At 73.5% G+C, this 11,910-nt stretch carries 12 protein-coding genes; 5 read left to right on the plus strand and 7 right to left on the minus strand.

The annotated features are described in order from the left end of the window. Positions 1–3 precede the first annotated feature (3 nt). The 3 genes from AC1UE5_RS11660 to AC1UE5_RS11670 are packed head-to-tail and all read left to right on the plus strand — an operon-like array spanning position 4 to position 2,586. A complete protein-coding gene (locus AC1UE5_RS11660; protein ID WP_482923393.1) occupies positions 4–807 on the plus strand; it encodes a DNA-methyltransferase in 804 nt (267 codons plus the stop codon). Between the two features lie 31 nt (positions 808–838). Next, positions 839–1,819 (plus strand): ATP-binding cassette domain-containing protein, encoded by a 981-nt coding sequence (locus AC1UE5_RS11665; RefSeq protein WP_482923396.1) that lies wholly within the window; start codon positions 839–841, stop codon positions 1,817–1,819. Continuing rightward, on the plus strand, positions 1,816–2,586 hold the full coding sequence (locus AC1UE5_RS11670) for an ABC transporter permease (RefSeq protein ID WP_482923399.1): 771 nt from the start codon (positions 1,816–1,818) through the stop codon (positions 2,584–2,586). The genes AC1UE5_RS11665 and AC1UE5_RS11670 overlap by 4 nt, the downstream gene beginning before the upstream one ends. 1 nt (position 2,587) lies before the next feature. Here the strand turns inward: AC1UE5_RS11670 and AC1UE5_RS11675 are convergent, their stop codons facing one another. Then, entirely contained in the window at positions 2,588–3,610 is a 1,023-nt protein-coding gene (locus tag AC1UE5_RS11675; RefSeq protein WP_482923400.1) for a cache domain-containing protein, read from the minus strand. Positions 3,611–3,702: 92 nt separating this feature from the next. Between AC1UE5_RS11675 and AC1UE5_RS11680 the strand changes: the two genes are divergently transcribed. Then, entirely contained in the window at positions 3,703–5,589 is a 1,887-nt protein-coding gene (locus AC1UE5_RS11680) for an AAA domain-containing protein (RefSeq protein ID WP_482923401.1), read from the plus strand. Next, positions 5,579–6,460: a phosphotransferase gene (locus AC1UE5_RS11685; protein WP_482923404.1), complete on the plus strand. Its 882-nt coding sequence runs from the start codon at positions 5,579–5,581 to the stop codon at positions 6,458–6,460. Before AC1UE5_RS11680 ends, AC1UE5_RS11685 begins: the two co-directional genes overlap by 11 nt. Here the strand turns inward: AC1UE5_RS11685 and AC1UE5_RS11690 are convergent. Genes AC1UE5_RS11690 through AC1UE5_RS11715 form a run of 6 tightly spaced genes read right to left on the minus strand, consistent with a single transcriptional unit; the run spans position 6,408 to position 11,867 of the window. Further along, positions 6,408–7,469 carry a sigma-70 family RNA polymerase sigma factor gene (locus AC1UE5_RS11690; protein WP_482923406.1) on the minus strand — a complete coding sequence of 354 codons (1,062 nt, stop codon included), beginning with the start codon at positions 7,467–7,469 and terminating at the stop codon, positions 6,408–6,410. The genes AC1UE5_RS11685 and AC1UE5_RS11690 overlap by 53 nt on opposite strands. A 13-nt stretch (positions 7,470–7,482) precedes the next feature. After that, on the minus strand, positions 7,483–8,694 hold the full coding sequence (locus AC1UE5_RS11695; protein WP_482923408.1) for a DUF418 domain-containing protein: 1,212 nt from the start codon (positions 8,692–8,694) through the stop codon (positions 7,483–7,485). After that, positions 8,691–9,308: a TetR/AcrR family transcriptional regulator gene (locus AC1UE5_RS11700; RefSeq protein WP_482923410.1), complete on the minus strand. Its 618-nt coding sequence runs from the start codon at positions 9,306–9,308 to the stop codon at positions 8,691–8,693. The genes AC1UE5_RS11695 and AC1UE5_RS11700 overlap by 4 nt, the downstream gene beginning before the upstream one ends. Positions 9,309–9,362: 54 nt before the next feature. Next, positions 9,363–10,859: a flavin-containing monooxygenase gene (locus AC1UE5_RS11705; RefSeq protein ID WP_482923412.1), complete on the minus strand. Its 1,497-nt coding sequence runs from the start codon at positions 10,857–10,859 to the stop codon at positions 9,363–9,365. A gap of 25 nt (positions 10,860–10,884) precedes the next feature. Next, on the minus strand, positions 10,885–11,250 hold the full coding sequence (locus tag AC1UE5_RS11710; protein ID WP_482923414.1) for a VOC family protein: 366 nt from the start codon (positions 11,248–11,250) through the stop codon (positions 10,885–10,887). A gap of 53 nt (positions 11,251–11,303) precedes the next feature. Beyond that, positions 11,304–11,867, minus strand: coding sequence for a TetR/AcrR family transcriptional regulator (locus tag AC1UE5_RS11715; RefSeq protein ID WP_482923416.1), 564 nt, complete (start codon positions 11,865–11,867; stop codon positions 11,304–11,306). Positions 11,868–11,910: the final 43 nt, after the last annotated feature.

Raw genomic sequence — 11,910 nt, forward strand, 5'->3', positions numbered from 1 at the left:
AGCGTGGCAGAGTCGCGCCCCGTGCGGCTCACCGACGACCTGATCCTCGAGGGCGACAACCTCGACCTGCTGCCCGGCCTGCCCGACGGCGCGTTCGACCTGATCGCGATCGACCCGCCCTTCAACACGGGCAAGGTGCAGGCGCTGCGCGGCGGCTCGTTCCCCGACCAGTACGAGGACTACGTCGGCTTCCTGATGCCGCGGCTGGAGCACGCGCGCCGGCTGCTCGCCGACCACGGGACGCTCTACGTCCACCTCGACCCGCGCGAGGCGCACTACGTGAAGGTCGCGCTCGACGGGCTGTTCGGCCGCGAGTGCTTCCTCAACGAGATCGTGTGGGCGTACGACTACGGCGCGCGCACCAAGCGACGCTGGCCGGCCAAGCACGACACGATCCTCGTCTACGTCAAGGACCCGGCGCGCTACCACTTCGACGCCGAGGCGGTCGACCGCGAGCCGTACATGGCGCCGTCGCTGCAGCGCTCCCCCGAGCGGGCGGCGCTCGGCAAGCTCCCCACCGACACCTGGTGGCACACGATCGTCACGACGACCGGGCGGGAGCGGACGGGCTACCCGACCCAGAAGCCCGAGGGCGTCGTGCGCCGGATGGTGCAGGCCTCGTCGCGACCGGGCGGCTGGTGCCTGGACTTCTTCGCCGGCTCGGGGACGCTGGGGGCCGTGTGCCGCAAGCTCGGCCGGCGCTTCGTGCTCATCGACAGCAACGCCGAGGCGGTCGCGATCGCCCGTGCGCGGATCGACGCGATACCCGGACACTTCTCGCCCGGAAAGGTTCAAACCGGTCAGTGAGTGGCCGCTTCCAACCGTTAGGTTCCCCGCCGTGTCTGGAGAGAACGCGATCGAGACCGAAGGCCTGCGCAAGGCCTACGGCGACCTGGAGGCGCTGAAGGGCGTCGACCTCCGAGTACGCGAGGGGACCGTGCTGGGCCTGCTCGGGCCGAACGGCGCTGGCAAGACGACGGCGGTGCGCATCCTCGCGACGCTCCTCACGCCGGACGGCGGGACGGCGCGCGTCGCCGGCCTCGACGTCGTGCGCGACGCCGACGCCCTGCGCGCGAAGATCGGCCTGGCCGGCCAGTACGCCGCCGTCGACGAGAACCTGACCGGCTTCGAGAACCTGGAGATGGTGGGCCGGCTCTACCACCTGGGCCGCCCCCGGGCGCGCGACCGCGCGAACGAGCTGCTGGAGCGGTTCTCGCTTACCGACGCCGGCGGGCGGATGGTCAAGGGCTACTCGGGCGGCATGCGCCGCCGGCTCGACCTCGCCGCGTCGCTGGTCGCCGAGCCGCCCGTGATCTTCCTCGACGAGCCGACGACCGGCCTCGATCCCCGCAGCCGCCTCGCGCTGTGGGAGGTCATCGAGGACCGCGTCAAGGAGGGCACCACCGTGCTCCTCACCACGCAGTACCTCGACGAGGCCGACCGGCTGTCGGACTCGATCGCGGTGATCGACCACGGCACCGTGATCGCGGAGGGCACCGCGGACGAGCTGAAGGACCGCGTGGGCGGCGAGCGGCTCGACGTGACGCTCACCGACCCCGCGCAGGGCGCGCAGGCGATCGCCGCGCTGGAGTCGATGTGCGCCGACCGGCCGACGGTCGAGGAGCACGTGCTCCGGATGCCGATGCCGCGCGGGACGGGCGCCGTCGTGGACGTCGTCCGGCGGCTCGACGCGGCGGGCGTCGGGGTGGACGACCTGGAGGTCCACCGCCCCACGCTCGACGATGTGTTCTTGACGTTGACCGGCCGCCCGGCCGAGGAGGCCGCCGAGGACGGCGGCGAGGAGGAGCAGGCGGCATGACGTTCCGCGACAGCGTGTCGGACACCCTCGTCCTCGCACAGCGCTCGCTCAAGCGCATCCCGCGCCAGCCTGACCTCCTGATCGGCTTCACGATCCAGCCGATCATGTTCGTGCTGCTGTTCGTCTACGTGTTCGGCGGCGCGATCCAGACGCCGGGCTTCGACTACGTCGACTTCCTGATGCCGGGCATCATCGTCCAGTCGATCTCCTTCGGCGGGTTCGTCACCGCGCTCGGCCTCTCCGAGGACCTGCGCAAGGGCCTGATCGACCGGTTCCGCTCGCTGCCGATGTCGCGCGCGGCGGTGCTCACCGGCCGCACGCTCTCGGACGTCGCGACGAACGTCCTGTCGCTGGTGATCCTCACGACGGTCGGCATCATCGCCGGCTTCAACTTCGACTCCAGCGTGCCGGAGATCGCCGCAGGGTTCCTGCTGATGATCCTCTTCGGCTACGCGTTCTCGTGGGTCTTCGCGCTCGTCGGCCTGACGGCGTCGTCGCCGGAGTCGGGCCAGGCGATCGGCTTCACGGTGATCTTCCCGCTGACGTTCATCTCGTCGGCGTTCGTCCCGCCGGACACGATGCCCGCGGCGCTGGAGTGGTTCGCGGACGTCAACCCGTTCACGACGATGGTCGACGCGATGCGCGCGCTGTGGCTCGGCACCCCGGCCGGCAACGACGTGTGGGGCGCGTTCCTGTGGACGTTCGCGATCATCGCGGTCTTCGCGCCGTGGTCGGTGGCGAAGTACCGCAAGGCGATCACGAAGTAGGTCAGCCGGTCCGCTGCACGAGCGCGCCGTACCAGCCGAGGCCCTCGTAGGTCTCGTAGCCGGGCGTCAGCGCGAAGCCGACGACCGTGTCGCGGTCGGTGTAGGAGCCCTGCTCCGCACCGGCCGTGCGCAGCTCGAAGCGCTCGGTCAGCAGCCCCTCGCCGTCGGAGGCCGCGAGCACGCGGCCTCCGGCGTCGAGCAGCAGCACGCGGGTGCGGTCGCGCTCGTCCTCGGCCAGGCGGACGCCCTCGACGATCGCCTGCGACTGGGCGCCCCAGTCGAAGAAGATGCCCAGCGCGCCGATCGGCTCGCCGTGCGTCGCGCCGCCCGCGCGCACCGCGGTGGCGTAGGTGGCGACCGGCGCCTGGTCGAGCTGGCCGTTCGTCGCGACGTCGCAGGCGACGAACTCGCCGCCGTCGCGGGTCGCCATGGCGCGCTCGAACCACGGCTCGCCGGCGACGCTCGTGCCGAGCACCCCGCGGTAGCGGTCGGGCCGCCCGTGGGCGATGACGCGGCCGGTCCGGTCGGCGACCCACAGGTCGAGGTAGACCGTGTACGAGTCGAGGATCACGCCGAGGCGGTGCGACGCGTGGCGGGTCAGCGCGCCGTCGCCGGGCGTGGCGGCGGCATCGACGATCGCGCTGTCGGTCGCCCACCAGCGCACGTCGCACGAGCGCTCGTAGAGGTTGCGGTCGATCAGCTCGATCGCGTTGAGCGCGAGGTCCGCGAGCCGCTGCCCGCGCACCTGGGCGACGAGCGACTGGCCGAGGTCGTCGAGCTGCGCGACGCGCGGCGCGAGTTCGCCCGTCAGCCCGGCCGAGAGGACCTTGACGTTCTCCGCGACGCGCCCGACCTCCTCGGCGACGACCGCGAAGGCGCGCCCATGCTCCCCCGCGTTGGCCGCCTGGATGAGCGCGTTCACCGCCAGCATCCTGGTCGTCTCGGCGACGCGTTCGATCTCGCGGAGCTTGGACGTGGCGAGGGTCGAGACCTCGTTGGCGATGCTGACGACGCGCTCGGGCATCGGACGGTCCTTCCAGGGATGCTGGGGGCTCGGGCCCACCTTCCTCGGCGCGACAGGGGCGAACTTGAACCGGTTCGCGACCATGTGGGTGCATGACCGACGCCGACCAGCCCACCTTCCGCGAGATCCGCGCCTCCGCCGTCGAGGCCGTCGAGGCGCGCCTGGAGCGCTACGTCCGCGAGGGCATCCGCGGCCAGCCGGTGTCCGGCGACCCGGTCGACGTGCCGCGGCTCGGCGTGCGGATCGAGGTGCGCTCCAGCCAGAAGCAGCGCTGGCACGACCTGCAGTACTACGTCGTCGACGCCGAGAAGGGCGCGGGCGCGGTCGAGGACCGGCACCTGGCCAAGCTGGTGCGGACCGAGCGGGGCAAGCTCGTGCTCGACCTCCCGCCCGACTCCAAGAAGCACCTGCGCCAGACGAAGGCAGTGCGCGTGTTCGCGATGAACGACGTGCGCGTGCGGCTCGACGAGGCGCTGCGGCGGACGCTGGAGAGCATCGACCGCGCGCCGCTCGTCGAGGGGCTGTGGCGCGACGACTCGGCGCTGCCGAAGCCGCGGCGGGCGGCGCGGCAGGGCGTCGAGCTCAACGAGGGCCAGCGCGCGGCGTACGCGGCGCTGACCCGCAAGGGCTCGGTGTTCGTGTGGGGGCCGCCGGGCACCGGCAAGACGAAGGTCATCACCGAGGCGGTGCTCGACGCGCTGGAGCACGACCGGTCGGTGCTGATCTGCTCCCACACCCACGGCGCGGTCGACAACGTGCTGGAAGGGCTGGTCGAGCAGGCCGACCTCGAGCCGGGCGACGCGATCCGGCTGGCGACGCCGATGACCGAGGAGAAGGTGTCGGCGAAGGTCATGGAGCACGACTTCCTGCTCCTGCGCAAGGCGGTCGCGACGATCACCGACGAGGTGGCGCGGCGGGCGGAGCTCGACGAGCGCCTGCAGGACGCCGACGACGCCGAGCGCCAGGAGATCGCCGCCGACCGGGAGGAGCTGGAGGAGGAGATCCGCGACACGCGCTCGCACCTGCTCAAGGAGGCGAAGGTCGTGGCGTGCACGCTCGCGTCGCTGGTCGCGCAGCGCGAGCGCAAGTTCGACGTCGTGATCATCGACGAGGCCGCCGCGGTCGATCCCGCGTACGTCGTCGTGGCGGGTGCGCGGGCGAAGCGGACGTTCGGCATCGTCGGCGACCCGCTGCAGAACGCGCCCATCGCGGACGAGGGCGCCGATCCCGATCCGGACGCGTCGCCGTGGCTGACGTCGGAGGTGTTCGCGCTCGCCGGCATCGTCGACCGCGCGTCGGCCGAGGCCCACCCCCGTTGCGTCCCGTTGCGGCGCCAGTACCGGTTCCCCTCCGTCATCGCCGACCTGGTCAACGGCTTCTGCTACGACGGGCTGCTGGAGAGCGAGCGCGCCTCCGACCCGGACGACGGCGCGACCGTGACGCTGATCGACACGTCGGGGCGGCCGGACCGGGAGCTCGTCGCGGAGGCCGGTTCGTGGCGCTCGCCGCTGGGGGTCGACCTGTTCGCGGTGATCGGCCGGACGTGGACGGCGAAGGGCGACGAGCTGGCGTACGTGACGCCGTACCGGGCGCAGCGCGAGCGGGCGCGGGAGCGGACGCTCCAGTGGGACCTGCCGATCCCGACCGGCACCGCGCACCAGATCCAGGGCCGCGAGTTCGACGTCGTGATCGTCGACCTGATGCAGGACGATCGGCCGCGCTGGGCGGGCCGGGCCGACCTGCACGGCGACGCGCGGCAGGCCAGCGCGGCGAAGCTCCTCAACGTCGCGGTCACGCGGATGCGGCGGCGGCTCTACCTGATCGGCGACTGGTCGTTCATCCGCCGCCACCGGTCGCCGGGCATGCGCGCGCTCGCGGCGCTGGAGGGGCACCCGAACTTCGCGGTGGTCGACGCGGGCACCGTGCTCGGGTTCGGCGAGCGCCAGGGCTGGCTGCAGGCGCGGCTCGATGGGTTCTGACGCGGGCGCGGACGGCCCCGCGCTCGCGTGGGTCGCGGACGTGACCGGCGGCGAGGTCGTCGCCACCGCGCCCTTCCCCGCCGCGACGTCGTCGACGGTGCTCGCGGTCGACGTGCGGACCGCCGCGGGTGTGCGGCCGCTCGTCCTGCGCCGCTACACCAACGCGGCGTGGCTGGCGGAGGAGCCGGACGTCCCGGGGGAGGAGGTCGCCGCGCTGCGGATCGCGGCCGCGGCCGACGTCCCGACGCCGCGCGTCGTCGCGCTCGAACGCGACGCGGGCGCCGAGCCGTGGCTGCTGATGACGCGCCTGCCCGGCGCGCCGCGCCCGCCGTCGGCCGACGACGCGTTCCTCGCCCCGATCGCCGCGCTGCTGCCGCGCATCCACGCCGCGCCGCTCCCCTCCCTCGACGCCCTCCGCCCGTACGACCCGTGGGAGCTCGAGGCGAGCGGCCCGCCGCCATGGACCCGCGAGCCGAAGCTGTGGCACGCGGCCTTCGCCCGCTTCGCCGCTCCGCCCCCGCCGCTTCCGCCCAGCGGCCCGGTCCTCCTCCACCGCGACTTCCACCCGGGCAACGTCCTGTGGCACGACGGCGCGATCTCCGGCGTCGTCGACTGGCCCACCGCGTCGATCGGCCATCCGCACGCCGACGTCGGCCACTGCCGGATGGACCTGAGCCGCACCGTCGGGCTCCACGCGGCCGACCGCTTCCTGGAGCTCACCGGCATCGCGCCCGGCGCCTACGACCCGTACTGGGATTTCGCGGCGGTCCTCGGCGGCTTCACCGAGGACGACTGGGAGCCGGCCGACGAGGCGCTCGTCAGGCAGGCAGTCGCTCGGGCAGGCCGTGGCGCGGGTGGAACTGCGGCGTGACGAAGCCCATGATCTCGCGCACCGCGCCCGCGTCGTCGAGCGTCAGCACCTGCAGGACGGTCGGCAGGTACGCGCCCTCCTCCTCGCTCCACGAGTAGACGCCGACCGCCGGCTGGCCGTTGGCCTGGGTGCGCAGCGCGCGCACGCGGCGGCGGCCGACCGCGTCGTACACGCGGCCGCTGAACGCCCACTCCCGGAGGAAGACGTAGACCTCCTCCTCGCGATACCAGGTGGCCATCGGCGGCATCGCGAGCACCACGTCGTCGGCGAGCAGCTTGGCGATCTGGTCGACGTCGCCGGCCTCCCATGCGTCCATGTAGTCCTCGACGACGTCGCGCAGCGCGTCGTCGCCCAGCGCGCGGAGCGTCGTCTGCTGCGACTGCGACGGGAGCTTGCCGTCGACCGCCGCGCGCGCCCGCTGCATCGCGCTGTTGACCGACTGCACCGACGTGTCGAGCATCGTCGCGACCTCCTTGGCGGAGTAGCCGAGGACCTCGCGCAGGATCAGCACCGCGCGCTGGCGCGCGGGCAGCAGCTGCATCGCGGCGACGAACGCCAGCTCGACCGCCTCGCGCTGCTCGTAGCGCGCGTCGGGCGCGGCGTAGCCGTCGGTCAGCCCCAGCTCGCCGTCGGGGTACGGCTCCACCCACACCGTCTCGGCCAGCGGCGGCCCCGGCCCGTCGGCCGCGCCGGTCGCGGGGGAGTGGTCGAACGGCAGCACGCGCGCCTTCGGGCGCTTGCCGATCGTGTCGAGCGACGCGTTGGTGGCGATGCGGTAGAGCCACGACTTCGGCGAGCTGCGCCCCTCGAACCCGTGCAGGCCGCGCCACGCGCGGAGCATCGCGTCCTGCAGCGCGTCGTCGGCGTCGTGCACGGAGCCGAGCATCCGGTAGCAGTGCGCGTGCAGCGCAGAGCGGTAGGGCGCGACGAACCGCTCGAACGCGCGCTCGTCACCCTCCTTGGCCGCTTCCAGGAGCTCCCGCTCCCCCACTTGTGACTGACCACTCACGACACGGATGATCTCACGCCCGGGCCGGTTCGGCCACCTCCGTCCGCCACGCCGGGCGCGACCAGTGCGTGAGGCCGCGCAGCGCCCACTCGACCGGGCCGTAGCGATGGCCGCGCAGCCACCAGGCGCTGAGCCCGAGCTGCGCGGCGTAGATGCCGGCGCCGACCCCGAGGACCGCCGGCGGCGGGAGGTGGCCGACGAGCCCGAGCCCGTAGCCGGTGAACACGAGCGCGCAGACGAGCGACTGGCCGACGTAGTTCGTCAACGCCATCCGGCCGGCGGGCGCGAGCGCCGCGCGCAGCCGCTCCCCGCGCGGGGTGCGGAACGCGAGCAGCAGCGCGGCGGCGTACGCCGCGGCGAGCAGCGGCGCGCTCAGCACGTCGAACGCGACGGCCAGCGTGGCCTGCGGCGTCCCGGCGTGGCCGATCGTCAGCGCGGCGTACGCGACCGCGCCGACCAGGCCGGCCGGCGCGCCCACCAGCGCGACGCGCCGCAGCTGCGGCACGAGCGCCCCCGGGTCGGCGAGCAGGCGGACCTTGCCGGCGGCGAGGCCGAGCAGGAACATCGCGAGCGCGTTGGGCGCCTGGAGCAGGAGGATCAGCGTCGCAGCCGTCGGCAGCTCGGCGATCCGCTGCGCGAGCACCTCGCCCGGCGAGCCCCGCCAGGCCGCGGTGGCGTCCGTCGCGTCGTCGATCCGCCCGGCGGTGTCGGCCGTCACCCCGCGGCCGGCCTCGTCGAGCCCCGCCAGGAGGAAGAACGCCGCGGAGAGCAGGACGAGGCCGGCGGCGACGACGATCGCGCGGCGTGGGCGCATCCGGCGCACGGCGAGCAGCACGAGCCCGAGCAGCGCGTACGTGGTGAGGATGTCGCCCTCCCACAGCAGCACGGCGTGCGCGGCGCCGATCGCGAGCAGGCCCGCGAGGCGGCGCAGGAACCGTGGCGTGAAGCGCACGCCGCCCCGCCGGGCGGACTCGAGCTGGAGCGTGAAGCTGTAGCCGAAGAGGAACGAGAAGAGGACGTAGAACTTCGACGTGAAGAGCACGTCGACGAGCCACCGCGCGGCCTCGTCGTACCACGCGTCGAACGCCGGGTCGGCGACCTCGTACAGGGTGAAGGCCGAGCCGAAGAAGGTGATGTTCACGACGAGGATGCCCAGCAGCGCGAACCCGCGCAGGGCATCGACGTCGGCCAGGCGCGCAGGCGCCGGCGCTGGGCGGGCGCTCACCGGCGGCGGCCGCGTCGCCGTCCGAGCACCTGGTCGAGGTGCGCGTCGATCGCGGCCGTGGCCGCGTCGGCGGTGGGGGCGCTCGCGTCGGCGAACAGCATCTGCGTGGCCAGCCCGTCGACCAGCGCCATCGCCGTGGTCGCGGCGCCGACGGGGTCCTCGACCTTCGCGGCCCGGAAGCCCTCGGCCAGCCCTTCGCGCAGCTCGCCGAGGTCGGCGGCGAGCGCGGCGCGCAGCGCGGGGACGGTCATCGCCCGGGCGGCGAAGGCGAGGCCGATGCGCAGCTCGGTCTCGCGGCGCGCGTCGAGCGGGAGCAGCTCGAGGAGGATCCCGCGGATCGCCGCGCGTGCCGTCAGCGACCGGCGCGCGATGCGGTCCGCCCGCGTCTCGAGGTCGGCGCCGGTCTGCCGGAAGGCGGCGAGGAGCAGGTCGTCCTTGCTCTTGAAGTGGTGCTGGACGGCGCCGATCGACACGCCGGCGGCATCGGCGAGAGCGCGGATCGTCGCGCCTTCCAGCCCGTGCTCGGCGATCAGGTCGAGCAGCACGCGGATCAGCTCCGCACGGCGCTGGGCGGCGTCGGCCACGGGGTCACAATACAGCTGTATGGCGAGCATCCGCGCTCACCATACACCTGTATGGTCCAGGTGGGCGGCCGGCGGTCTGGCGGGTCAGGCGGTCGAGAAGCGGTAGTCGCCGAGGTCGAACCGCGCGCTGCGCCACGCCGCCTCGACCGTCGTGGAGCCGCGGAACGGGACGTCGCCGTGGCGATCGAAGTAGTACGAGTTCGCGCCGTCGCACGCCGCGCGGAAGAACACCTGCCGCCCGCGCCGGGAGAGCATGTCGGCGAAGTAGCGGGCGTTGGCCTCGGGCGTCACCTCGACCGTCGTCGCGCCCGTCTTGCGCGCCCGCTTGAGGCAGCGGACGATGTGGCGCGCCTGGTTCTCGATCAGCGTGAAGTAGCTCGCGCCGTTGTAGCCGTACGGCCCGAGGATCATGAAGAGGTTGGGGAAGCCGGGGACGCTGACGCCCTCGTAGGCCTGGTAGCGATGCTCGTCCCACCACTCCCCGAGGTCGACGCCGCCGCGGCCGACGACCGGGTACGGCGGCATGTTGCCCTGGTCGAAGACCTTGAAGCCGGTGGCGAGGATCAGCACGTCAGCCTCGTGGAGCGCGCTGTCCCCCGTGCGCACGCCGCTCCGCTCGAACGCCGCGATCGGCGCCGTCTCAAGCGTCACGTTCGGGCGGTTGAACGTCGCCAGGTACGTGTTCGAGAAGCCGGGCCGCTTGCAGCCCAGGCCGTAGCGCGGCGTCAGCTTGTCGCGCGTCGCGGGGTCGTCGACCTGCTTGCGCAGGTGCGCGTGGCCGAGCCGCTCCACCGCCGCCGTGGTGGGCACGACGCCGTGGAAGTGCGCGGCGAACGGGAACGTCAGCTCGACGTACGCCTGGCTCACCGCGCGCGCCGCCTGCCGCGCGCCCGGCAGCCGGCCGAGCGCGGTCCGCAGGACCCCGTCGATCGGGCCGTCGACCTTCGGCAGGCACCAGATCGGCGTGCGCTGGAACACCGTCAGGCGGTCGACCTGCGGCGCGATCGTCGGCACGACCTGCACGGCGGAAGCGCCGGTGCCGACGAGCGCGACGCGCTTGCCGCGCAGGTCGACGCCGTGGTCCCACCGCGCGGTGTGCATCACGGTGCCGGCGAAGTCGTCGAGCCCCTCGATGTCGGGCCGCTTGGGCTCGCTGAAGACGCCGGTCGCGCCGACGACGTGCCGGGCGGTCAGCGTGCCGCTCGCGCCGTCGCCGCCCAGCTCCAGCCGCCACGCCTCGCGCTCCTCGTCGAACGTCGCGCCCTCGACCCGCGCGCCGAACCGGATCCGCCCGCGCAGCCCGTACGCGTCGACGAGGTGCTCGGCGTACGCCTTGAGCTCCTCTCCCGGCGCGTACACGCGCGACCAGTCGGTCCGCTGCGCGAAGGAGAACTGGTAGCTGAACGACGGGATGTCGACCCCGACGCCCGGATAGGTGTTCCAGTGCCAGGCGCCGCCGACGCCGTCGCCGGCCTCCAGCAGGACCCAGTCGCGCAGGCCCGCACGGTCGAGCGCGATCGCGGTGCCGATGCCGGAGAACCCCGCCCCGACGATCGCGACCAGATGATCGGGCGCGTTCATCGGGGCGATGATGGCACGACCGCGCTCAGGTCTGCGGCGCGTACCGGTGGTGGAGCATGAGGTCGTTGCCGTCCGGGTCCGTGAAGAACGCCATGTGGCACACGCCCGTGTCGAAGATGTCGCCGAAGAACTCGACGCCCTTGCCCTCCAGCTCGGCCTTCGCCGCCGCGACGTCGTCGACGTGCAGCGCGGGGTGGGCGCCCTTCTGCGCCTGGAACGGCATCCCGTGCCTCTCGGGCTCCCAGATGCTGAAGCACGTCTCGCCGACCCAGAACTCGGACGGCGCGTGCTCGTCCTGGCGAAGACCGAGCGTCTCGCCGTAGAACTTGATGGCGCGCTCGGCGTCCTGGCTCGGGATGCCGACGAAGTCGAGGCTCTTGATGCGTGACATGGGGCCGACCCTCCCACGGAATGCGGGCAGCTCCCGTCCGGTAGGCGGAGCGCTCAGGCGGCGACGGTCTTGCGCAGGCTGTGCAGGCACAGGTCGAGCGCGGTCTGCCGCGGCGTGTCGCTCGCGCGCCCGTACGACCAGCTCGTGTAGAGCAGCGCCCACAGCAGGTTGTCGATCCACTCGGCAGGCAGCGCGGGGTCGACCGAGCCGTCCGCCTGGCCGCGCGCCACGGCCGCGCCGAGGCTGCGCTCCGGCGCGGTCTCCAGCTGCTCCCACGCCTCGTCGGCGATCGCGACGGCGCCGGTGAACATCACCGTCAGCTCGCGCTCGAGCTCGAACAGCTCGCGGAACGCGCGCTCGATCGCGGCGGGGGCGGGGCCCTGGTCGAGCCGCGCTCGCTCGATCGCCTCGCCGATGCGGGCCATCGCCTCGTCGGCCACCGCCGCGAGCAGGTCGGAGCGCTCGGCGAAGTAGCGGTGGACCGTCGTGCGGCTGACCTCGGCGGCGGCGGCGACCTCGGCCAGCGAGGCGCCCGCGTCCTTGGCGAGCGCGCCGATCGCCGCGTCGAGGATCGCCCGGCGGGTGCGGGCGCGCACGGCGGTCTCGGAGGCGCTCATGTCGCGGGGCACGATACTCCGCCCTTCCATCGCGTTACATCAG

The sequence above is a fragment of the Parviterribacter multiflagellatus genome, from assembly GCF_056863265.1.

Excerpts from the sequence above, each read along its gene's own strand:
- AC1UE5_RS11680 (WP_482923401.1), top strand. The coding sequence starts at position 3,703 with ATGACCGACGCCGACCAGCCCACCTTCCGCGAGATCCGCGCCTCCGCC.
- AC1UE5_RS11700 (WP_482923410.1), bottom strand. The coding sequence starts at position 9,308 with ATGCTCGCCATACAGCTGTATTGTGACCCCGTGGCCGACGCCGCCCAG.
- AC1UE5_RS11675 (WP_482923400.1), bottom strand. The coding sequence starts at position 3,610 with ATGCCCGAGCGCGTCGTCAGCATCGCCAACGAGGTCTCGACCCTCGCC.
- AC1UE5_RS11670 (WP_482923399.1), top strand. The coding sequence starts at position 1,816 with ATGACGTTCCGCGACAGCGTGTCGGACACCCTCGTCCTCGCACAGCGC.
- AC1UE5_RS11705 (WP_482923412.1), bottom strand. The coding sequence starts at position 10,859 with ATGAACGCGCCCGATCATCTGGTCGCGATCGTCGGGGCGGGGTTCTCC.
- AC1UE5_RS11685 (WP_482923404.1), top strand. The coding sequence starts at position 5,579 with ATGGGTTCTGACGCGGGCGCGGACGGCCCCGCGCTCGCGTGGGTCGCG.
- AC1UE5_RS11715 (WP_482923416.1), bottom strand. The coding sequence starts at position 11,867 with ATGAGCGCCTCCGAGACCGCCGTGCGCGCCCGCACCCGCCGGGCGATC.
- AC1UE5_RS11710 (WP_482923414.1), bottom strand. The coding sequence starts at position 11,250 with ATGTCACGCATCAAGAGCCTCGACTTCGTCGGCATCCCGAGCCAGGAC.